General features: G+C 53.1%; 18 protein-coding genes and 1 riboswitch. Of the genes, 13 read left to right on the top strand and 5 right to left on the bottom strand.

Annotated features, from left to right (window positions below):
- Positions 1-192 precede the first annotated feature (192 nt).
- The gene (locus tag ACR0KN_RS12335) at positions 193-3,195 is read left to right on the top strand and encodes an ATP-binding protein (protein ID WP_480653856.1); all 3,003 of its coding nucleotides are present in this window, start codon (positions 193-195) and stop codon (positions 3,193-3,195) included.
- Here ACR0KN_RS12335 and ACR0KN_RS12330 read toward each other — a convergent pair.
- Positions 3,192-4,844, bottom strand: coding sequence for a peroxidase family protein (locus ACR0KN_RS12330; protein ID WP_480653854.1), 1,653 nt, complete (start codon positions 4,842-4,844; stop codon positions 3,192-3,194). The genes ACR0KN_RS12335 and ACR0KN_RS12330 overlap by 4 nt on opposite strands.
- A gap of 18 nt (positions 4,845-4,862) precedes the next feature.
- On the bottom strand, positions 4,863-5,930 hold the full coding sequence (locus ACR0KN_RS12325) for a catalase family protein (RefSeq protein ID WP_480653852.1): 1,068 nt from the start codon (positions 5,928-5,930) through the stop codon (positions 4,863-4,865).
- A 331-nt stretch (positions 5,931-6,261) separates the two neighbouring features.
- A riboswitch (cobalamin riboswitch) is annotated at positions 6,262-6,469 on the top strand.
- Positions 6,470-6,707: 238 nt separating this feature from the next.
- On the opposite strand from ACR0KN_RS12325, the gene ACR0KN_RS12320 reads away from it, so the two are divergent.
- From ACR0KN_RS12320 to ACR0KN_RS12305, 4 genes are read left to right on the top strand one after another with little or no spacing between them, the layout of a single operon-like run.
- A complete protein-coding gene (locus ACR0KN_RS12320) occupies positions 6,708-7,064 on the top strand; it encodes a DUF1636 family protein (RefSeq protein ID WP_480653850.1) in 357 nt (118 codons plus the stop codon).
- Positions 7,061-7,846, top strand: a complete 786-nt coding sequence (locus tag ACR0KN_RS12315) for an ABC transporter ATP-binding protein (protein WP_480653848.1) — start codon at positions 7,061-7,063, stop codon at positions 7,844-7,846. The genes ACR0KN_RS12320 and ACR0KN_RS12315 overlap by 4 nt, the downstream gene beginning before the upstream one ends.
- Positions 7,847-7,862: 16 nt before the next feature.
- A complete protein-coding gene (locus tag ACR0KN_RS12310) occupies positions 7,863-8,810 on the top strand; it encodes an ABC transporter substrate-binding protein (protein WP_480653846.1) in 948 nt (315 codons plus the stop codon).
- A 1-nt stretch (position 8,811) separates the two neighbouring features.
- Entirely contained in the window at positions 8,812-9,825 is a 1,014-nt protein-coding gene (locus tag ACR0KN_RS12305) for a FecCD family ABC transporter permease (protein ID WP_010441617.1), read from the top strand.
- Positions 9,826-9,976: 151 nt separating this feature from the next.
- Here the strand turns inward: ACR0KN_RS12305 and ACR0KN_RS12300 are convergent, their stop codons facing one another.
- The 3 genes from ACR0KN_RS12300 to ACR0KN_RS12290 all read right to left on the bottom strand — a co-directional run bounded on the left by ACR0KN_RS12300 (position 9,977) and on the right by ACR0KN_RS12290 (position 11,239).
- Positions 9,977-10,342 carry a lysylphosphatidylglycerol synthase domain-containing protein gene (locus tag ACR0KN_RS12300; RefSeq protein ID WP_480653844.1) on the bottom strand — a complete coding sequence of 122 codons (366 nt, stop codon included), beginning with the start codon at positions 10,340-10,342 and terminating at the stop codon, positions 9,977-9,979.
- A gap of 8 nt (positions 10,343-10,350) precedes the next feature.
- The gene (locus tag ACR0KN_RS12295) at positions 10,351-10,749 is read right to left on the bottom strand and encodes a hypothetical protein (RefSeq protein WP_480653842.1); all 399 of its coding nucleotides are present in this window, start codon (positions 10,747-10,749) and stop codon (positions 10,351-10,353) included.
- A 145-nt stretch (positions 10,750-10,894) separates the two neighbouring features.
- Positions 10,895-11,239 (bottom strand): O-methyltransferase, encoded by a 345-nt coding sequence (locus ACR0KN_RS12290; RefSeq protein WP_480653840.1) that lies wholly within the window; start codon positions 11,237-11,239, stop codon positions 10,895-10,897.
- A gap of 320 nt (positions 11,240-11,559) precedes the next feature.
- Between ACR0KN_RS12290 and ACR0KN_RS12285 the strand changes: the two genes are divergently transcribed.
- The 8 genes from ACR0KN_RS12285 to ACR0KN_RS12250 all read left to right on the top strand — a co-directional run bounded on the left by ACR0KN_RS12285 (position 11,560) and on the right by ACR0KN_RS12250 (position 20,894).
- Positions 11,560-12,012 carry an Lrp/AsnC family transcriptional regulator gene (locus ACR0KN_RS12285; protein ID WP_010441613.1) on the top strand — a complete coding sequence of 151 codons (453 nt, stop codon included), beginning with the start codon at positions 11,560-11,562 and terminating at the stop codon, positions 12,010-12,012.
- A 227-nt stretch (positions 12,013-12,239) separates the two neighbouring features.
- Positions 12,240-13,250, top strand: a complete 1,011-nt coding sequence (gene dctP / locus ACR0KN_RS12280; protein WP_480653837.1) for a TRAP transporter substrate-binding protein DctP — start codon at positions 12,240-12,242, stop codon at positions 13,248-13,250.
- A gap of 7 nt (positions 13,251-13,257) precedes the next feature.
- On the top strand, positions 13,258-13,800 hold the full coding sequence (locus ACR0KN_RS12275; RefSeq protein ID WP_480653835.1) for a TRAP transporter small permease: 543 nt from the start codon (positions 13,258-13,260) through the stop codon (positions 13,798-13,800).
- Positions 13,800-15,092 (top strand): TRAP transporter large permease, encoded by a 1,293-nt coding sequence (locus ACR0KN_RS12270; protein ID WP_480653833.1) that lies wholly within the window; start codon positions 13,800-13,802, stop codon positions 15,090-15,092. The genes ACR0KN_RS12275 and ACR0KN_RS12270 overlap by 1 nt, the downstream gene beginning before the upstream one ends.
- Positions 15,093-15,109: 17 nt before the next feature.
- On the top strand, positions 15,110-15,514 hold the full coding sequence (locus tag ACR0KN_RS12265; protein WP_480653831.1) for an OsmC family protein: 405 nt from the start codon (positions 15,110-15,112) through the stop codon (positions 15,512-15,514).
- Between the two features lie 49 nt (positions 15,515-15,563).
- The gene (locus tag ACR0KN_RS12260; protein WP_480653829.1) at positions 15,564-16,760 is read left to right on the top strand and encodes a cytochrome P450; all 1,197 of its coding nucleotides are present in this window, start codon (positions 15,564-15,566) and stop codon (positions 16,758-16,760) included.
- Positions 16,761-16,951: 191 nt separating this feature from the next.
- Complete coding sequence (locus ACR0KN_RS12255; RefSeq protein WP_480653827.1) at positions 16,952-18,388, top strand: aminotransferase class V-fold PLP-dependent enzyme; 1,437 nt, start codon at positions 16,952-16,954, stop codon at positions 18,386-18,388.
- A gap of 448 nt (positions 18,389-18,836) precedes the next feature.
- Entirely contained in the window at positions 18,837-20,894 is a 2,058-nt protein-coding gene (locus tag ACR0KN_RS12250; protein ID WP_480653825.1) for an adenylate/guanylate cyclase domain-containing protein, read from the top strand.
- The last annotated feature ends 256 nt before the right edge of the window (positions 20,895-21,150 follow it).

The raw sequence follows: 21,150 nt of genomic DNA, 5'->3' as shown, positions 1-21,150 counted from the left end.
TAACGCTGGACATAGCCAGATAGCCTTGCATCATATAGGCTGTGTTCGCAGCTTACATGGCGCCAGACTGCGATGGCGAGTGCAGGTTTATATGAGGCTTTGCGAGGGGGGCATGTTCTCATTGTTCAGTGTTGGTTCAATTGTGAGCAAACAATCGCATAGTCATGCGATGTCTGAAAACGGTGTGAGCTGATGGTACTACACCCGGCTGGTCCTGATACTGATCTTGGCGCGATGGAGCATCGCCATCTCACAGTCATGATGGTGGATCTTGTCGGATCAACTGTTCTTGCCCAGACCCTTGATCCCGAGGATTTGCTATCGACCACGCTGCGCTATCAGAAATTGGTCGAACATGCCACCAATGCCTTTGGAGGCAGCGTGCTGCAGATCGTCGGTGACGGAGTTTTGGTGGTCTTTGGGTGGCCTTCTTCCTGTGAAAACAATGCCGAAAGGGCCATGCGCTCGGCTTTGCGCATACATTCTGATCTGGCCGAGTTGTCTGGCCCGACCGAATTGAAGTGCCGCATCGGAATCGCTTCTGGCGTCGTGCTGGTCGGGGATATTGCACTCGGGAGCAACATCCAGCCGGATGCGATCTTTGGATCTACGCTGAATCTTGCTGCGCGGTTACAGGCCCTTGCTGAACCCGGTGGGACGCTGATATCCGCTGCGACCCGCGCACTGGGGGGCGAGCAGCTTGAGTTCGATGGCCTGGGTGCAAAGAGCCTTGCAGGATTTGATCGGCCCGTTCCAGTGTATCGCTTGGCAGGTGAGACCCGAATTCAGGTATTGGATAAAGACCGGATACCTTTGATCGGGCGGGACGCTGAGAGAGCACAACTTCATGCGGCTTGGTCTGACGTGGAAACCGGCAAAGGAAGGGTAATTTATCTGCAAGGTGAAGCAGGAATTGGAAAATCCCACTTGATCCGGGACCTGCGTACGTCGGTGGGGCCCCAGGCCTGGGTGACGTATCATTGCAGTCCTTTTCATGTGAGCTCACCCTTTTTTCCATTCATCTCACAAATTGAACGCTGGTGCGGAATTCTCGACAGCGACGACATCGCGATCCGACGAAACCGAATGACGGAACATCTGGGCTATATTCTGGATGACGGCCAGTTGGGCACCTTGTTTTTTGTTCTCGCGCCAGGACCCGGCGATCATGGACCCGCCAGCGAAGAGGCGCTGCGCGCCGAAATCGTTACGATATTCCGTCGTGTCTTTGAAGGGTTAAGCCGCGAAGGGCCGGTGCTTGTCGTGGTCGAGGATTTGCAATGGGCAGATCCGTCGACCCTTTCGGTTCTTCAAGCTGTGGCAGAGCATCTTAGCAAATTACCTGTTCTGCTATTGTTGGCCGGGCGAAATCCTGTCACGCGGGCTATGGAAGAAAGCATCCCTTCGCTGCAGATAACTGCACTATCACCGCTGGATGATGACACCGCTGCGGTTTTGGCCGGTGCCGCATCAAATGCGCGGCTTAGTGATGAAACCATGGCGCAGATCGTGACCCGTGGGAACGGCATTCCTCTTTTCATCAAAGAATGCGCGACTGCTATGGCAGCATCACCCCAACGTGGGCTGGGGGTCATTCCCGCGACACTTCACGACCTATTGGCGCAGCAAATAGACGAAGTGGGTGAATTGCGCCGTACAGCTGTCGAGGCGGCAGTCATAGGTAGTACATTTGGCGTACCTATGATGGCGCATATCAGCGGCATCTCAGAAGCCGAAGCTGATGAGGCAATACGCCAGTTAGCATCAACAGGTTTACTGCAACACTTACCCGGTACAGGGAAAAATGCGAGCGGGGCCTGGCGGTTCAGGCACGAACTTGTCCGCGAAGCGGCCTATCAAAGCCTCGTACGAGACCGGCGGGCGCATTTACATCGACGCGCAGCCGAAGCACTGAACGCACAGCCTGAGGCGGCCCGAAAACCGGAACAGATTGCACGTCACTGGGAGTTGGCAGGTGCGCCCGACAAAGCCGTGGCTGCCTGGATCGAAGCCGCTCGCATAAACCTGCGTCGCCATGCCAATCAAGAAGGTGCGCAGCAAGTTAGAAACGGACTGCGATTGCTGCAGAAACTGCCTGCCGAACATCGTGAAGAGGCAGAACTTTCCTTGCAGTTTCTACTTGCAGCCGCCGAACGCGTCCGGATCGGATATGGCGCGGATTCTGCAATTTCAGCGTTCGACCGTAGCTTTGAGCTTTCCAAGAAACTCGGAGATCGCCGCACTTTGGTGCGCGCCGGTAGGGGTCTCTTTACCGCTGCGATGGTCAAAGGGGATTATCGCAAGGCCGAGCATTGGGGACAGGCGATGATCGATGCCCATGATGATCACCATACGTGCATGGTCGGCAATTACATACGTGGATCAGCGCTTGCACCGCGTGGACAGTTCATAGCTGCGGCGACTGCGCTGGAAAAAGCAGCTTTGCACGCCGAAGCACACGCTGCTGAGGCAGGAAACGATCCGGATGTCGCGGCGATGTTACAGATCGAGAGCATGGCTGCCTTGGTCGACAGTTTCCTGGGGAATACTGAACGTGCTTTGGCTCGCGCCAAAAGTGCGGTTGATGCTGCAGGGGCATCGGGGCAGTCGCTGACGGTGGCAAATGCGATGCATTGGCAGACCGAGATCTACATGCAGACCGATCATCCGGATTATCCGCATATGGCAAAGACTTTTGCAAAGATCGTGCGAGACAGTGTTGGCCCATATTACAACGCGGTTGCAACCGCGCATCTCGCGGGTGCGTCGATACGTTCGGGCGAACCAGCAAAGGGCGTCGCCTTGCTGCAATCGGCCTGGGAAAAAATGCATGCGACCGGAGCCAAGGCGGCAGGTGTTCTTGTCCATACTGAACTTGCGCGTGGCTTTCTCGCGCTTGGTCAAATCCTGCAAGGTCTGGAAGCAGTTGATGCTGGTTTAAGATTTGCGGATCAAACCGGAGAGCGGAATTACGAAGCCGAGCTAAACCGGATCAGAGCTGCGCTGCTGGCAAAGCAGGAAGACGCTTCTGATGAGGCCGAGGCCGCGTGCCGAACGGCGATACAAGTGGCCCGTGATCAGGGAGCTGCTCTGTATGAGAAACGAGCATTAGAAGATCTGGCCCGTCTGCGACCAGTTGACCCTGAGATTGCTGCACGTCTTGCCAAGCTGAATGATGCCGGGGTTTCGGCCTAGCGCCTTCGGCCCAATGCACAGTCATCCGGGGCAAGATTCAGACCAACAAATTCAGCGACCTGCGCAAATGAAGAGGTTTTTAGCAGCAGCCGATGACCCGTTTGCGAAAAGGTCTTGGCCGAGTACAGGTTCTTTGAGACCATTGGGTTGTTCATGAGTTGCGTGATCGCGTCATACCCCACCATTGACGTCATCAAGTCACCCATAATGACGGTCCCCTTGTGCTGCTCGGCGAACAAGCCCGGAAACAACTCGATCCGATCAACATTGCAATACATTCTGCTCAGGTCGGCGATTAGCTCGTCGGCGAAGGGCTGATCCCCCACAAGATCCGCGATGCTCGAGTGTACTCGACGTTTAAAATGATGACGATAGGCGTTCAGTGAGGGAAGTCGTGCTTTGCGTGTAAGGGCAATCGTTGCTTCGACCGGTGAGGGCACACCTTCTGCAGGCCTTTCGAACAGAAAATCAGGTGTATTGCGCAGCGATATCCTGGCTGCTGGTTGGCGCGAGAGCGAGCGGATCATTTCCTCAAGTCCCGTTTGTTCGACGAGGCGAGGGTTGAACCGGAATCCAGTCGGCTCGACCTGAGTGCCGTCGATGATGAAACGCTCGGGGATCATTGAATGCCAACGGTAAAGCAAATTGAATTCAATCGCGATTTGGTTTGAATGATGCCAACGCTGCCAGCGGTTGACGCCGACCGGCAGATGAAAAGGCATGTTTGCCACGTGGCTGATATAGTCCTCAATCACCAGCTTGATCAGCAGCGCGATCAGAGTGCACCGCGTGGTTTGGAACACGCGCTCTTTATCCCAACCGTCAGTGCCGCGTTTCTCGCGCCAGAGAAGATCGGCAAATGTATTGTGCGCGCGCATCATCAATGTGTTGATGGCAGTATAGCCGATCGTGCCGTTGCCGTTGTCCAGGCCGGTTGCGTGAAAATCAAGCAGCCTTTGATCGACTTGTTGGCGTGTCAGCTCGGGATGTGCGCGTTTCAAGGAGTTACGCAGCTTGCACGGATCATGCAGGGGCCGCGCGGCATTGTCACCCTCGGCGAGACTGCCATCAAATGGCGGGGCCAGCTTAACTCCACCGGATTGATCTTTTTTGAACAGCTTCGGCGGCCACATCTCGCCATTGTCGTCCATCCGAAACGCCAGTCGGTGGGTCATTTCGCCTGTTTCGGGGTCTCTTTCGCGCAGCATATCAGTTTGAAAATCGTTCAATCCGTAGATCTGGCATAAATCGACTTCGTGGTTTGAATCAGTCTGATCAAACGGTCCGGTTGGCCCGAAGGTCCGCAGAAAGCTGTCGGTGAACCATTGCGCGACCGAGATGAAAAGAACGGTCGTGCCTTGCGGGCACAACAAGGTAAGCGGGCTGCCATCTATCTGAGTTCTTCGGCGAAACAAGTCGGCCACTTCACTTTCCGATGGCAGGATCGGCGAAGGATCTTCGGGCGTTGTGTGACGACCAATCCAACGGTTGGAATAGACGCCTGGCCAGCTGGTATAGTCCGCGCCCAATGTATAGGGTCGCGGCCGGTGCACCCGCGCTGCATTCGCAAGCCTCATGGCTGAGATATAGCTTGTCGTGCGTGGTGCGATCTTGAACCCAAGATTGATAAGATCATCAATATTCAGCATCTAAATGGCTCCAATTGATCATCGGTTTGGAAAACGGGCGCGGGCGAGGCTAAGGTAAGTCTTAAGCCGGATTGCGTTGATCGGGCCCAGAGGTTTGTGCTCGGCGGTCACACGCCATGGCGAAAATGACAGGGTATCACCATCGAGCGGATCGAATTCTGCATCTTTTTCCATGATAATATCTGCGATGGGTGTAACCGTTCGATGAAACGGGTCGAGTGGTGCGTCCGGCTCTGGACCGCAGGCCCATCTGACGCGGTTGTCGAGCGGATCGAAGTCGCCATCGTTTCGCGGTGGTTCGATTATACAGAACTCAAATCGATTGCCGTCACTGGCGACGTCCTGACGGAGTTTCAGGCTGATGCCGTCATGCTCGTCCACCGGTTTGGTTGCTACCTTATGTCGAACGCTGCGGGCGAGGTATCGTACTGTCAGGTCAGTCCCCAGCCGATAGGGCGTCGTTGACCAGAAATGCGCCTCGAATGGCGACTGCATGTAGTTCGAGGCAAAATCGCTCGCAGTCTGAAGACTTCGCCTGCCTTTTTGTGTGGCAAATGCGCGAAACAGGGCCACCAACCCTCGAGTGATCAGCTTCAATGACCAGCTGCGACGCTTATTTGCCGCGTGTTGTAGGGCTTGCAGAGTAGCGATCAGTCTGCTTAGCCGTTCATAATCGTCGGAAAGGTAGCTGGGGAAAGTGTCCCGATCGACAAGAACAAAGTCGAACTCATCGCTGATTTGCGAGATGTTGAGTTGTGAAAGTGCCTCGACGTCGATCAGTTTGGTGCCCGGCACATCAAATAGCTTGACCGCCATTCCATGGGCATCGGTTTTACGATCATCCAGATGCGCACCGTTGGAAAAGCGAACTGCTGCAGAATAACTTACTGCTTTTTCGAAAAGGCCATGGCGCAACCTTTCCGGCAGATCGTCCCGGATTGTGAAAGTGGCTTTGACACATCCATGGCTGCGCCCATGTTGCGCTCTTAACCTTCGACCTTTCCACTTCGCGATCGCTTCAAAATTCTGATCGATGATATCGTCAACCACGTCTTCAGGTGAAGTGTTTGGCAAAGAATGTGTCACGAACCCCCTTTTCCCGAGCAAGCCCAGGCAATAATTAACCTCTACAAAAATATCCGACAGCCAGCCCCTTCTAAATGCCCGTAGATTAACCCTTTTTGGTTTTTCTTTCAAACGAAGTGACTTATGGCAGCCTTATTGCCTCATTCCCTTCGATGTCAAACAGCCGTTTTCGCGTCAGAATGAAGTATACCGGTCAATAGTTGGTAGGGTGGGATTCATCGATTTACGACTTCAAAACGGACACGGTTGGCGCCGTATTCGCTAGTGTTGCGTTGGCTTACTTTCGAAGACTTAAGCTTGGAGAAAGTTATTGACGCATTTCTTGATCTCGGGCACTCAGGCAGCAGATGGTTCCCAACGATACGTCAGAGGGATGAAAAGGGAATACGGTGAGGAATGCCAAGCGGCGCCAATTCCGTAACTGCCCCCGCAACTGTAAGCGGTGAGCTATGCCAAATAGCCACTGACCCCAAGGGTCGGGAAGGTTGGCCAAGCGCAGACCCGCAAGTCAGGAGACCTGCCATCAATTGTTCAACCAACCCGGGGCGGGGCGTCCTGGAAGGAGGTATTGATGACACGTTTCACACGTGTGCACACGACTGGCAGCTTCCGTCTGCGCTTGGAAACAAGCGGAGTGAGAAATGCGAAAATAGCTGATCAATACATTGTCGACAACGTGAACCGCCGATGCGGGGAGCCCAACGCGGTGTTCAGAATAATCAGAGCGTTACGATATAACATTGCAAAAACTTTAATTGCGCAATAAACGGTGGCGAGATGACGAACAATGTTGATCATATCCTTCTTGTCTGCGCGAGCTGCAGAAGTGGCGAAAGTGCAGACAAAGTACCCCAGGCGTTGAAGCATATATTGCCGAGGGAATTTGTGATCCGCTCTGTGAATTGTATGGCGGGTTGTGAAAGGCCAACCACCATCGGCTTTCAGGCCCGTGGCAAAGCACAATATCTATTTGGTGACATTTCTACAGATGAAGATTTGGACGCGATCGTTGAATTTGCCCATCAGTATCTGCGCAGTGGCGATGGTTGGACAAATGCCACTGATCGGCCACGGGCATTGTTCACGAAAACTCTCTCACGCCTGCCGCGTATTGAGCTTGAGGAAGCGCTATGACCAAGCAAAGCTTTCTGATTGCCGAAAATCTGGAATATTACGCGCTTAACGGAGATATCTTGTTGCAAGGCGTTTCGTTCGCCTTGGACGAGGGCGCTATTCTTGCGATCGCTGGTCCGAACGGGGCAGGTAAAACAACGCTTTTGAATCTACTCTGTGGTGCCGAAGCACTGGCATTGGGGGATGTGCGTATGAATGGACAAAGCCTCAAGCACCTATCCGCAAAAGAACGCGCCCGCATGATAGCCGTTGTCAGCCAGCAGGAATTTCCTGATGGGCGTCTGTCACTGCGTGATTATGTGGCATTGGGTCAGATTCCCATTCGCGCAGATCGCTCGGCCGAAGATCATGCATGCGAACTGAACCGGATACTTGACCTCACTGATCTGGCTCCATTGGCAGAAAAGCGGATGGCTCAGCTTTCTGGGGGCGAGCGTCAGCGTGCGCATATTGCGCGCGCCTTGGCACAAAACCCCTCTTTGCTGTTTCTCGATGAACCCACCAATCATCTGGATCCAGACGCAAAGGGGCGGATGCTATCGCTGGTCGCCGATCTTGGGGTCACAGTGGTAATGATCGTGCACGATCTGGTCATGATCCCTGAATTCGCCACACATGTTGCTTTGATGAAATCCACGCGCCTGACCGGATTTGGCACGGTCGCCGAAGTTCTGACGCCCGAACGGGTCCGTGAAACCTTTGGCGTGGATTATCTGTGCTTTCACCATGAGGGTCGCGTGATACCGGCTCTTGATATCCGAAGAACCACTGTTTCTACATAAACTCAGGAGAATATTGATGAAACACATCTGGTCCGTGGCTTTGGTCACTGCCATTGCAAGTAGCGCTGCAGCGCAGGAAGTCACCGTAGACAATTGCGGCGAACCCCTTGTGTTTGAGACGTTGCCGGAACGGTTGGTCGTGCATGACATGAACATGACGGATATGGCTTTTGCTTTGGGGCTACAGGACAAGATCGTCGGCCTCACCGGGATCACCGGCTGGTACAAGACCAGCCCGGAATTCGATACCTTGCGGGGTGACATTCCGGAGCTAGCGCCGAAATACCCCACTGTTGAGAACCTCGTCGCAGCGGACCCAGATTTGTTTTTCGCGGGCTGGTATTATGGAATGAAACCGGGTGGGGATGTGACACCAGCCACATTGGAGCCCTTCGGGATCAAAACCATGATCCTGACCGAAAGCTGTGTGCATTTGGACAAGGATCGCCCCGAGTCCAGCATGGACCTGCTGTTTGACGATGTTCTGCGTCTTGGCAAGGTTATGCAGGTCGAGGACAAGGCCGAGGCGCTAGTGAGCGAATGGAAAGACGAATTGGCCGCGATCGAGGCGCAAACGACCGAGTTGCCGAAACCTCGAGTTTTCTTGTTGGATGGTCCGGCGGATGCACCGTTCACTGCTGGGAAGTTTGCCATTCCCGATGCTATGATCGCTGCGGCGGGTGGTGAGAATGTCACCCATGACATGGATACAAGCTGGGGGCGTAGTTCCTGGGAAGCCGTGGCCGCATCTAACCCCGAATTCCTGGTGCTGCTGGATTATCAGACCGGCAACGGCGCGGCAGATACCTTCAAATTCCTGCAAGAGCATCCGGTGATGTCGCAGACAGATGCCGTCAAGAATGAGCGTTGGATCGGCTTGCGGTACGAAGAATTGACACCTGGCCCCGCAAATATTGAGGCGATCTCGAAAATGGCTCAAGCGATGCATCCGGGCCTCAACTGATATGGGCCGATTTGGCTTAACACTTCTGCTGGGGGCGGCTATTTTGGCCGCCCTTGTGCTGGTTTCCACGATTTACGGAACCACCTCGATCCCGGTGTCTGAGACATTTACTGCAATTATGCGTGGCACGGGTATCGACGACGGCGAGATGTCTCCGATGCACCGGATCGTGTTTGATCTCAGGTTGCCCCGTGCATTGTTCGCCGCTGTGATAGGCGCCGGACTTGGTATCGTTGGCGTCGTCCTACAAACCACCACTCGCAACGATCTTGCCGACCCTTTTCTCTTTGGCTTGTCTTCGGGGGCCGCCGCAGGTGCGGTGTTTGTCATCACCGTAACCGGAGATGTGCTGGGTTTTTGGACACTGCCGCTCGCCGCCTTCTGCGGAGGGCTCGTCGCGTCGGGCGTTGTATTGGCGCTGGTTCACGGTTTGCGCACAAGTGCGCCAGAGAAACTAATCCTGGCGGGATTGGCGGTTTCATTCCTGTTTTCAGCCATCACCAATTACTTGATATTTGCGGGTGACAACCGCGCTGCCCACTCGGTGATCTTCTGGATGTTAGGTGGATTGGGCTTGGCCCGCTGGGAGACGTTTCCCCTTGTTTGTGTTGGGCTGATCCTGATCCTAACGTATTCGCTGTATCGCAGTCGTTGGTTGGACGCGCTGCTTACGGGGGATTTAACCGCAGCAACTCTTGGGGTCCCTGTTCAGGGATTGAGATTCAGCATGTTTTTCACGGCAGCTTTGGCAACTGCAGTTTTTGTCTCAGTGGCGGGTGTGATCGGATTTGTTGGCCTAATGGTGCCACACATAGCCCGCGGAATTGCGGGACCTTTGCACAGCCACCTTGTACCGACTGCCGCGATTGTTGGCGCTGCGTTATTGACCGGTTCGGATATTCTCAGCAGGCTTTTGCTGGCGCCACAGGAGTTGCCAGTAGGGATTGTCACGACTTCCATAGGTTCGGTTTTTGTATTTTTGCTTTTGTTCAGAACAGCAAGAAACCAGCGGTGAATTTAAGTGACTAACAGCCGCAGCTATCGCTTTCCGGATTTAATCGCATCTCCGCTTCTTGATGGTCGCAATGAGCCTAAAACTGCCAACTTCTCAATAGTTTACTCTATTTGAAAGGTGCAGTCGGGCTACAAGTTTGGCAAACAAATGATCATTCTACTTTTGGCGAGATACGCCACAGAAAAGCGCCGCCGATAAAGAATGCCAGATCACCGAGTGATGTGACCACGCGGAACAACCCGATTGCAATCAGCGCTTCTGCCTCAGGTATGTAGGCCTGTAAGAAGATGAGCAGAACAAACTCACGTATTCCGATCCCTCCAGGCGCGCCAGGAGTGACATAGCCTAACAGCCAAGACGTCACGGCAATGACTATGATGGCAGGGTCATAGTCACCGGAAACCAATCCAACCAATACCAACAAAGTAAAGCCCATGGCTAAGAAGAAGATGGAAGCAAGCAACGATCCGTAGATAAGCCTTTGTCGCGACGGCGTGTTGGGGTGCGCTCCAAGCATTCTTCAAATTAGTTGATCAGCAAAATGGCAATAACCATCGCTGTCGGTACAAGCCAATGAATAGGTATGACCTCAGATATTTCTAGTGAGTGGGGAGCTGCACCAAATGTAAATCCAATTAGAGCGAAAAGCCCGGCGACCAGAATAAGAGTGCAAATTTCAAGAATATTTGCGAGTGCCAACCCACCCTGACTTGCTCCATGGTCAGCCATAAAGAAATGCCGGCCCAAATATTGAAACACGGCTCCCGGTAGATATTTCGCGATCTGCGTTTTGGAGTAGGTTGAAAACGTCAGTGCACGTGAAAATGTTTGGTCTTGCGTTCCCTGGACCAGCCCCTGCCAAAGCTCGGCCAATAGCAGCAAAGCGGTTGCATAATAAAATATTGCCGCAAATACGATTGCCACGCCTGCCAGCCAGGGGACCAAGCCGCAATTTGGGACCAGTGCTGTGCAACCGCGACGGTAAAATGGTACAAAGTCACGGCAAAAATGGCCCAGCCTATCACGCGTAGCGCGGGGCGCTGTCCACACCCTAACTTGTTTGGAAGTGTCATTTCTCTGCTACAGGGGTGGGTTGGATCAGTGTCGTTTGATCGGGGTAGGGCAGTGATGGAACGCGCCCCCGGTAGGTCTTGATCTGTGCCTCTACCGCTTCAATCGGGCTGCGATACTCCCGTCTGCCAGAGTTATCAAATACGATCATGCCACCAGGTGCAACGTGTGCTATCCCGTGCCTCAAACAAGCCACCCGTGCGCGTCCGTGTATGATGACGTCGAATGGACCTTCTGCGCCTTCGATTGCAGTGACATAATTTTCGAAGCTGCGCGAAGTATTGCCAGGTTTTTTTGATCCGTATTCTGGATTGTAGTTGGCATCGGGCTCAATCAGCCTCAATTCAACGTTGGAAAACGCGCTCAGCCGGTTGGAAATTACAGGATGCCAATCGACATCATGTTCGACACTGGTGACATGATGAGCGCGCCGCGCGGCCCAGATTGTGCTTGCACCGCTGCCGTATTCAAAAGCGCGTGGGGTGTCTCGCTGGGCGAGAAAAGTGTCGACCTTGTCGATGGACGAGTCTGGCGGTTGATAGGGCTCGATTCATTTCGTGGGGTCAGAGAAATCGTGGCAGACCCAATACTATTGTGTTGTGTGTAAGAGATTCCTGTGTTTTTTGTTGTTTTGTGGGTCAATTGAATGAATTGCGTGCGTATATGGATGACAAAGACTTAAAAATCATTGAGGCATTGCAAAAGAACAGTTCTCTTTCTCAGCGAGAGCTTGCCGAAAAGGTCAACTTGTCTCAGAACGCCTGTTGGCGACGCTTGCAGCGGTTGAACGAGACCGGCGTAATCGTTGGTTCGACGGTGCGCGTTAACCGCGAGAAACTTGGCCTCGGCTTGGTAGTCTTCATGATGGTGAAAACGCGCCATCATTCGACGGAATGGCTTGATGCATTCCGCCGCGCCGTATTGAAAATTCCGGATGTCGTAGATTTTTTCCGGATCGGGGGCGATTACGACTACATGATAAAGGTCATCACTGAGGATATGAACTCGTATGATCTGGTATATCAGCGCTTGATTTCAGAAGTAGAGCTTGACTCGGTTACCTCCTATTTCTCTATGGAAGCAATTGCTGAGCAGCGGCCATTAAAAATCTCTTGAACTTTGATATTCACGTGAACAGCCCGATTTGGTTGGTCCAAACTAATTGTAAGTGCATGATTGGATTGTTTTCGATTGGGAAGAATCGCACTAGGGGCGATCGCAAGCTTTAGGCGAAGTTTTCCCCATTCTTGTGGTCACATACACAGGATAATCTGAAATCGGTTGATATTTTGGTGATAATATTCACCAGGTCGCAGATATCATTTCCATCAGGAGGACACGATATGAATAGACTTATCCAAGCTGCCGCATTCGGTATTTCGGGTATAGGAGCAGCCATTTCGCCAGCGATGGCCGATGAGTGGCGCTTTAACAACTTTCTTCCGGAAACGCGCCCGGAAACGGCTGAGCTGGAGCAATTCGTCGAAGATGTGAACGGCGCACTCGCGGAAGGCTCTGAGATTACTCTCTACAGCGGCGGTTCGCTGGGTTTGCCCAACACGGATACCTTGCGTTTTTTGCCCAAAGGCGCGGTGGAAATGAGCTTGATGTGGGCCAACTATTTAGGGCGTGACGCTCCTGCGCTAAGCTCCGTAGTTGTTCAGGGCACCATCGGCTCGATCGAGGAGTTCGAAAAAGCAATCCCGACAGTCCGCGATATCTATGAAGAAGAGTTTGCTGACTGGGGTGTGTCCTCAGTGGGTTATGTCGCAATCCCGATGCTGTCGGTTTCAGTTTTCTGCCGGGATGAGCCCGTGCGCACCCTTGAGGATCTGAAATCAAAGAAGCTGCGTGTCTGGGCGCGTGATCAGGTCGAAACCTTCACCCGTCTGGGTGTTGCCGCGCAGATCATCCCACAAGAAGAAATGTATGTGGCGCTCAAGACCGGGGTCGTTGACTGTGCCCTTTACCCGGCGCTCTATGCGCATACGGTCTCGTTGCAGGAAGTGGCCAAGTATGCGTCATTCCTTTATCCGATGGCATCCGGCCCATACGTAATCGGTGTGGCCACCGACAAGTGGGACGCGACGGATGAGGCGACCAAAGCGGCGATCACTGCAGCAGCAGATGATTTGTGGGACCGTACCAACCAGTATGAAGATGACTTCGAGCGTGAGCTTGCTGCCCGTGAAAAACTTGGTGAAGAGGGTGTGACCTGGGGTGAAGACTTCTCTGACGAAGACCGGGCCCTCTTTGTGTCCTCGGTAACCGAAACATGGAAAATGCTGGCGGAAGAAGCTGGTGGAAACGCACCGGCCTACCGCGAACGTATTCTGACCGCTTTGGGCCGCTAATTCAAAGATGGCAACAAGATTAAAACACCTAATCGCGCGAGGGCTGGATCGTCTGGCCCTTGCGTGTGCGGCGGCATCAGCACTGGGAATGATTGCCATTGTTGGCATTATCGTAACCAGTGTCCTGATGCGTAAGTTTGCCAACTCGCCTCTTCACATCACAGAGGAAGTGGTTGGACTGTTATTGAGCGTCTCGTTATTTTTGGGTTTGCCGATGGTCACCTTGCGGGCCAAACATGTGCGCGTTTCGCTGTTGGCCGACAGGCTAAAAGGCAAGATGCATGTCGTTGTGCAGATAACCGCGCTGCTGGTTGGTATAGTCTTCTTTCTCTGGTTGATCGTCGAGACGATTCCTTGGTTCGAGTTTGCTTTCAAGCGCAATCTCAAGACGGAAACCACCCGGATTCTGCTCTATCCCTGGATGGCGTTAATGCCGATCTCTCTGACGCTAACCCTATCCATTTTTGTGGCCCGTCTGGTCGGTGTTCTAGACCGAGTGGATGACTCAGAAACAGATATGGAACAGAGCTTTACCGACGAGGCCCGCTAATGTCATTTTGGCTTACTCTGATTGGGGTGCTGGTTGCCACCGCCGGTACTGGCGTCGCTTTGGGTGCCGCATTGGGCCTGACTGGGCTTATTATCCTTTACTTTTTCTCAAACGGCGCGACCTCGCTTGCAATCGACGCAATCTGGAGCGTTTTCAACTCGTTCACACTCAGCGCGGTGCCAATGTTCATCTTGCTTGGTGAGGTGTTGCTGCGGAGCGGAATCAGCGAGAAAGCCTATTCCGCATTCTCGCCTCTGTTTTGGCGAATTCCAGGTGGGTTGCTGCACACTAACATTGCGGTTTGCACATTGTTTGGAGCTGTCAGCGGTTCGAGCCTTTCGACAGCAGCCGCGGTCGGATCGGTTGCTTATCCTGAAATGTCCAAGCGCGGCTATGACAAAGACACCGTGGTTGGAAGTCTGGCCGGCGGAGGCACACTGGGATTACTAATACCGCCGAGCCTATCTTTCTTGATTTACGGCGCATTGACGGAAACCTCGATCGGCCGCCTGTTTGCCGCAGGCATTATTCCGGGTTTCCTAGTGGGTCTGATGTTCATGGCCTATCTGTTCGTCAAATGCTCTCGCAACCCATCGATCGCTCCACGTAACCAGGAGCCGGTATCGTTGTGGCAAGCCTTAGCAGGCTTCAAACAGATTTGGCCTCTCCTAGTCCTGATTTTTGCCGTGATCGGCAGCATTGTGGGTGGTTTGGCTACGCCAACCGAAGCCGCAGGTGTGGGCGTTGTGCTGGCAGTCATTATCTCTTCGATTTGGGGGGATTTGACCTGGAAGAAATTGGTTGAGGCGGTGTATCAGTCCGTTCTGTTGTTCGCTGCAGTTGGTTTTCTGGTGCTGGGCGCAACCATTTTGGCGAAATCCACAAGTATCCTGGGTGTCCCTCAGCAAATTCTCGAGGTGGTCGCAGAAAGCGGCTTGGGAACCTACAGTGTGCTGTTAATCGTCGTTCTGATTTATCTGATCCTGGGATGTTTCTTCGACGGATTGTCCCTGATGATCATGACGTTGCCGGTCGTATTTCCGCTTTTGACGGGCTTGGGGTTTGATCCGATCTGGATCGGAGTAATCATCACCATCGTGATCGAGATCGGACAGGTCACACCCCCGGTGGGACTTAATCTTTCTGTCCTGACGGCGCTGACCAATAATGAAGTCAGCTTGGGACGCGTCGCGGCGGCAACAGTGCCTTACTGGTTGATCCATTTGTTCGCCATTCTGGTGCTGACCATGTTCCCTGCATTGGCGCTTTTCCTGCCAAATCTGCTATTCTGATAAAGGAGCTCAGCCCTATGGTTCTGAAAGTGAGGCCCAAGAGTTTCGGACCGGTCTTTGTGTTCTTCGATGGAAGCGCACAACTCAGCTATGCCTATGGGGATACTGACGACATTACTCCTCATCCGCCGCATGAAACTCCGGTGGACACGATGATTGCTTCGCTTGGTTCATGTATCATACGCTCAGTCGAGTGGGCGGCTGCGCAACGTAAATCGCAGTTGAACCCTTTCACAGTCAAAATTGTAGGCACCAAGTCTCCTGAATTGCCCGGTCGGTTGGAGAAGGCCGAGATCACGATCATCGGCGACGTGGTGGATGATGAGGTGATGGCCACCCGCATCTTGAAGCAGGCCAAAGCTATTTGCACTGTCAGCAACTCATTGAACACCGAAGTCGAGATCAACATTCAGGCGGCCTGATCGCCTGAATGCCGCTGCGAGCCAATTTCTGGGTACAAGGAGCAGAGCCATGACTGAAATCTCTGCTGCGAGGCACGAAGTTCCCGTAGATTCCGACACGACCCTTGAAATGCTCGACAGAGATCCAGCCTCTGTCTATCGACGTTTGCGGCGCGAAACGCCTGTGGTCCGGATAGAGGCGATCGGCCGGATTGTTTTGACCAAGGCAGACGACACCTATCTGGCCAAAACGGATACACAACATTTTCATTCCTCCGATTCCAGGACGGCAATGGAACGAGCGTTTGGTGGCAACACGTTGATGCGTAAAGATGGTCCGGCGCATCTGGACGAGCGAAATGCAATGGTGGAAACCTTTCATGCTCGCCACATTTGCGATACCTGGAGGGCTAGGTTCCAAGCAGTCACTGAATTGGCTGTATCCGCTTTGCGCGATCAGACCACAACGGACCTTCGCCAGACCTTGGCGGCTCCGCTATCGGCGCTCTACCTGCAACACGTTTTAGGCATCCAGCCTGACGATCAGGATCAACTTTTCAGTTGGGCGAATGCCTTGATCACGGGGGCCATGAACTCAGGTTTTGACCCGGCCGTATTTGCGCTCAGCGATCGTGCCAACGATGAAATGAACCGGTGTTTTGACAGGATGGTCGATTTTCATCGCGAAAACCCCAATCCTTCCGTTTTGTCAGTGATGGTCAATGCGCCTAATCCACTTTCACTAAGTCAGATACGCACAAATCTAAAAATCTGTATCGGGGGCGCGGTGGTCGAAAGCCGTGATGCGATTTCAACCACGATCCACGGGCTTCTACGCAATCCGGATCAGCTAAATCACTGCATAGAATCCGATCGTTGGGACTCGGCATGTGAGGAAGGGCTGCGCTGGGTTACCCCTATTCAGACCAGCCCACGTATAGTTGCCAGTGAAATTGCCCTACGCGGAGTAACGTTGCCCAAAGGTGAAACAATCATGGTTGTGCAGGGCTCGGCCAATCATGATGAAGACTACTGGCAGGACCCTCATCTGTTCAATATTCATCGCCCGCTTAGTGCAAACCAGACCTTTGGGTTGGGTCCGCATCGGTGTATGGGGGGCGATCTGTATCGTCGTCTGGTAAGCGATGCGCTGCTGCCGTATTTGTTCCGGTGTTTTCCAAATATGCAGGCCGATCCCTCGCGGGAAGTAGAGTTCAGGGGTTTTGCTTTTCGTGGCCCGACTTCACTGCCGGTTTTTCTCCGTTGAGTTTGACAAATGCGGAGGTGGCGCTAAACGAGCGCCTCGATAACGGTGTGGCAGAAACTTAGAGTTGGCAAATTAACCCAATAACGGCCCTATTATTCGTTCATAATTATCGATTATTATGCCAATGGTGATAACTTTGGGTCATATTTTTCTATTGTTGCATATAAAATACTCATCAAAGGAGTATTCACATGTCGCTTGCAGATTTTCGTAGTTCTCTAAAATCCGATAACCTTGTTCGCAACTTGCGCGAAGGCGTAATTGGTGACGGGGCAAGCATCCCGGGCCTGTTTGGCGATGTATCACTCGTTTACGCAGATTATGTTGCCTCCGGACGGGCTCTTGCTCAGGTTGAGGACTACATCCGAGATTCCGTGCTGCCCTATTATGCCAACAGCCATACCGAAGCATCGTTCTGCGGTTCCTTTATGACCCGCCTGCGCGCCGAAGCCCGGGCTGAAATCTCGCGTCTTACCAATGCTGCAGGGTGCAGCACGATATTTACCGGTTCTGGTGCTACTGCAGGCCTTAACCGGCTTGTCGCGCTGTTTGGTATCAACGACGCTGCCAAGGCTGTTGTTTTTATTGGTCCTTACGAGCACCATTCCAATCTGCTGCCATGGCGTGAATCAAAAGCTGAAGTAGTGGAAATCCCCGAAGCCGCAGAAGGTGGCCCTGATCTGGCGCTGCTTGAAGCGGCATTGAAGGATCATGCTGACGCTGACGTCAAAATCGGCAGTTTTTCGGCAGCGTCCAATGTCACGGGTATTGTCACTCCGACCGATGAGGTCACGCGCTTGCTCAAGTCCCATGGTGCATTGTCGGTCTGGGATTACGCAGGGGCTGGTCCCTATCTGCCGATTGATATGAACCCCGCAGATGATTGCCAAAAAGACGCAGTCGTTGTTTCACCACACAAGTTTCCGGGGGGGCCTGGAGGCAGCGGGGTATTGATAGTGCGCGATGATACTGTTTGTCTGGATATCCCATCGTGGCCAGGAGGAGGGACGGTAACCTTCGTGTCGCCGTGGGATCATCGGTACTCATCCGATATAGCAGCCCGCGAAGAGGCAGGCACCCCCAATGTTATTGGTGATATTCGCGCCGCGCTGGCCTTTATCGTCAAAGACGAAATTGGTCAGGCCTTCATCTCTGCACGCGAAGCAGAGATGAACGAAATGGCATTGAAGGCGTGGTCAAAAAACCCGCAACTGACCCTGTTGGGCGTTGATCATCCGCATCGATTGCCAATCTTTTCATTTCGGGTGAGCCGTGCCGATGGATCGCGTTTCCACCACCAGCTTTTTACCCGAATGCTAAGCGACGTTTATGGTATTCAGGTACGAGGTGGATGTGCCTGCGCAGGTCCGTATGCGCATCGGCTTCTGGAAATAGGACAACCTGAATCCGAACAGCTATTCAGCGATCTGCGGGATGGAAAAGAGTTGCTTAAACCGGGTTGGGTACGTCTGAATTTCAGTTACCTGATGGATGACGCGAAAGTTCAGTGCATCATCGATTGTGTGAACGAATTGACCGGTCGTCTCGACGAGTTGGAAGTGCGTTACATGTCCGATCCAGCAACCGCTCGTTTCGCTATCAATTCCGACGCGCTTGAAGTGGCGTAGTAGGCGATATCGAGAACTTACGGCGGTCGGACCTCCCTCGGTGGGTCTGGCCAATTTTCTTACTGTCTGATTGTGACAACAGCCGGGAACGGGTCGTTTTGCAACGATTGAAATATCGAAGTTCAGTTTCTATCACACACGGGGGCTTGAACATTGAACCTGGGATTAGTGCGACTGATTTTCATTTGTACCGTGACTGGGTAGAGGTCGTTGGCCCTTCGAATTCTAAGGCGCGGGTTCGTTCAATGTGAATTGATTACGCTGCTACCAGTTTGTGTGCGATCATTCACCGAGAAAGAGGTCATTTGGCACGGCGCGTCAAATGGTCAGGCTATTTAGTGGTCAATCTGGGTAGATTGGCCATGTCGGGCCGGGGCATGAGGAATCATATGGTCGAATCGCGCAGTGAAATTGCATTTTCCCGACGATGTATCGTGTTGGAGCAGACATGCGCATCAGTGTAGGGATCGCGGTGACTCTGCTGGTTGCGTTGTCGATTGGCGTGTCAACTTTTCTGGTGCATTCGCTTTGGTGGACGACTGCACGCGAGAACAGCCGAATGCTGGCGGCTGAGATCAATAGTCAGATCGCAAATACTGTTCGGATCGAAGTTGGCCTGACGCTAAGATCTGCCGAGGCAGCCTGGGCAGCTGTGCGAACCATCTTTGTTCAGGACGTCATCGCCACGCGACAGGCCGACAAACGCGAGTTTGTCTTTCTGTCGCAACTGCAGGCGCAACCAAACATTTCGTGGATCATGTTTGGTTGGCCGGACGGGAATTACTTCGCCGCTCATCGCTTGGGGGATGGTGGGCTTGAGATGATCGAGATCGACAGCGAAATCCGAGATGGAATGCTGCGGACTGACCGATACATTTTTATCCCGGGCGATATTCAGTTCGAAGAACGGGCTTTCTCGGCGACAACCTTTGATCCGCGTGATCACGCTTGGTATCGGAATTTCATAGGCCGGGGCACTGCCGACTGGATCGAAGCCCGCGATCTGCCCGGTGGTCACAAGACGGTTTATGCGTTTGCAGGCCCCGTCGACGTAAATCGTAAGCGTCAGGGTGTACTGGCTGTTGTCATCGAAACTGACAGACTGTCGCGTTTTCTGGGCACACTGCGACCTGGTGAATTTGGCGCTGCATTTATTCTTGACGCTGACGGGAAAGTGATCGCAGTTCCTGATCCCGAGGCGGATGAGATCACACCTGCCCGGATGGGTGAAGGTCAGCTTTACGAAGTTGCCAAGAAGTCCGGGCAGCAACTGCTGGGGAATTCGATTTCGCGCGCGTCCATGAACTCTACAACTAGGATTGTGAACGATGGTGTGCCCTATGCAGTGGCTCTGACACCGTTGGGGTTTTATGGGTGGCGCGTGGCGACGGTTATTCCCGAGTCTGCTTTCTTGTCCGGAATCAATCAGACACTGGTGAACTTGCTCTATATTCTGGTCGGAGTTGTCGTCGTTGCAACGGCGCTGGCAATTTGGCTTGTCCGAACGGTTGTCGCAAATCCTTTGGCACGCATCGTCGAAGACCTGAGCCGCGTTGAAAGATTTGATACTGAAAAGATCACCCGCAGACCCTCAAAGCTTCGCGAACTTTCGAATCTTTCAGCGGCAACCGCGAATATGGCGGCAGGCCTATCGGCCTTTCGCAAATATGTACCAACTGATCTTGTTCGGATGTTGGTTGCAGAGGGGATCAAAACGCAGCCGGGCGGAGACCTAAAGCGAATTTCAGTTCTGTTTTGTGATGTGGCTGGTTTTACAGGGCTTTCGGAAAAGCTGGGCCCCGAAATTGTTCAGTTAATGGCGCCGTTCTTCAGCGCTGCATCTTCCGCTATCGCCCGACATGATGGGACGATTGATAAGTTTATGGGTGATGCTGTCATGGCCTTCTGGGGTGCCCCGCGTGCCGACGCCGATCACGCCGAACATGCCTGCAGGGCGTCTTTGGATCTTGTCGAATCCGTTGCCGCAACAGGTATCAAAGATGATGAGGGGCGCCCCCTGAGCATACGTGTGGGACTAAATACAGGCGATGCGCTGGTCGGGAATATCGGTTCAGAAGAGCGATTGAATTATACAGCGATAGGCGACGCTGTTAATATTGCCAGCCGTCTGGAAGGTGCCAACAAGATTTATGGAACTTCGGTTCTGATCGGCCCGGAAACGCGCCGTGCTGCAAGTGATTCAATTGTAGTACGCGAGCTCGACACATTGGCAGTTTATGGTCGAACAGGTGGTCTGGTGATTTATGAGTTAATCGAAATGGCCGACAGTTCTGCGGGATCGCATTCATGGATAAAAGCTTACGAAGAAGGACTTGAGCACTACCGAAACCTCCGTTTCGAAGCGGCGATCCGGGCTTTCGAAGCTGCAGAACGAGGCCGGGGCGGTGATCAGGCTTCAGCTATAATGATAGAGCGCTCAAACACCTATCTGGTGTCGCCACCACCGGTAGACTGGAACGGGGTTGCTATAGCGGACTCCAAGTGAATTGACGGGCTTGGGCTATCATCAAGAAATGGTGCTTACACCGCAGTCCCCGGCGCCGCCGAACTATACACCTCGGTGCTGACCCCAAGGTTTCGGATGTATCAGATATCCAGCGTGCAAAATGCGACAAGAAGGAGATCGCCTCCCGATGTTTCATTTTCAGGTAGGTGAGGGAGAGACGCATTGGCGGAGACCATTCAGACAGGTCCTTTAAGTGTCTTGAATGGGTCGCTAGCCTGTCAAAACTGAAGGCCAG

It is taken from the genome of Ruegeria sp. AP7 (genome assembly GCF_056539905.1).
Note: the sequence above shows the minus strand (reverse complement) of the source record. Positions and strands in the feature narration are given on the sequence as shown.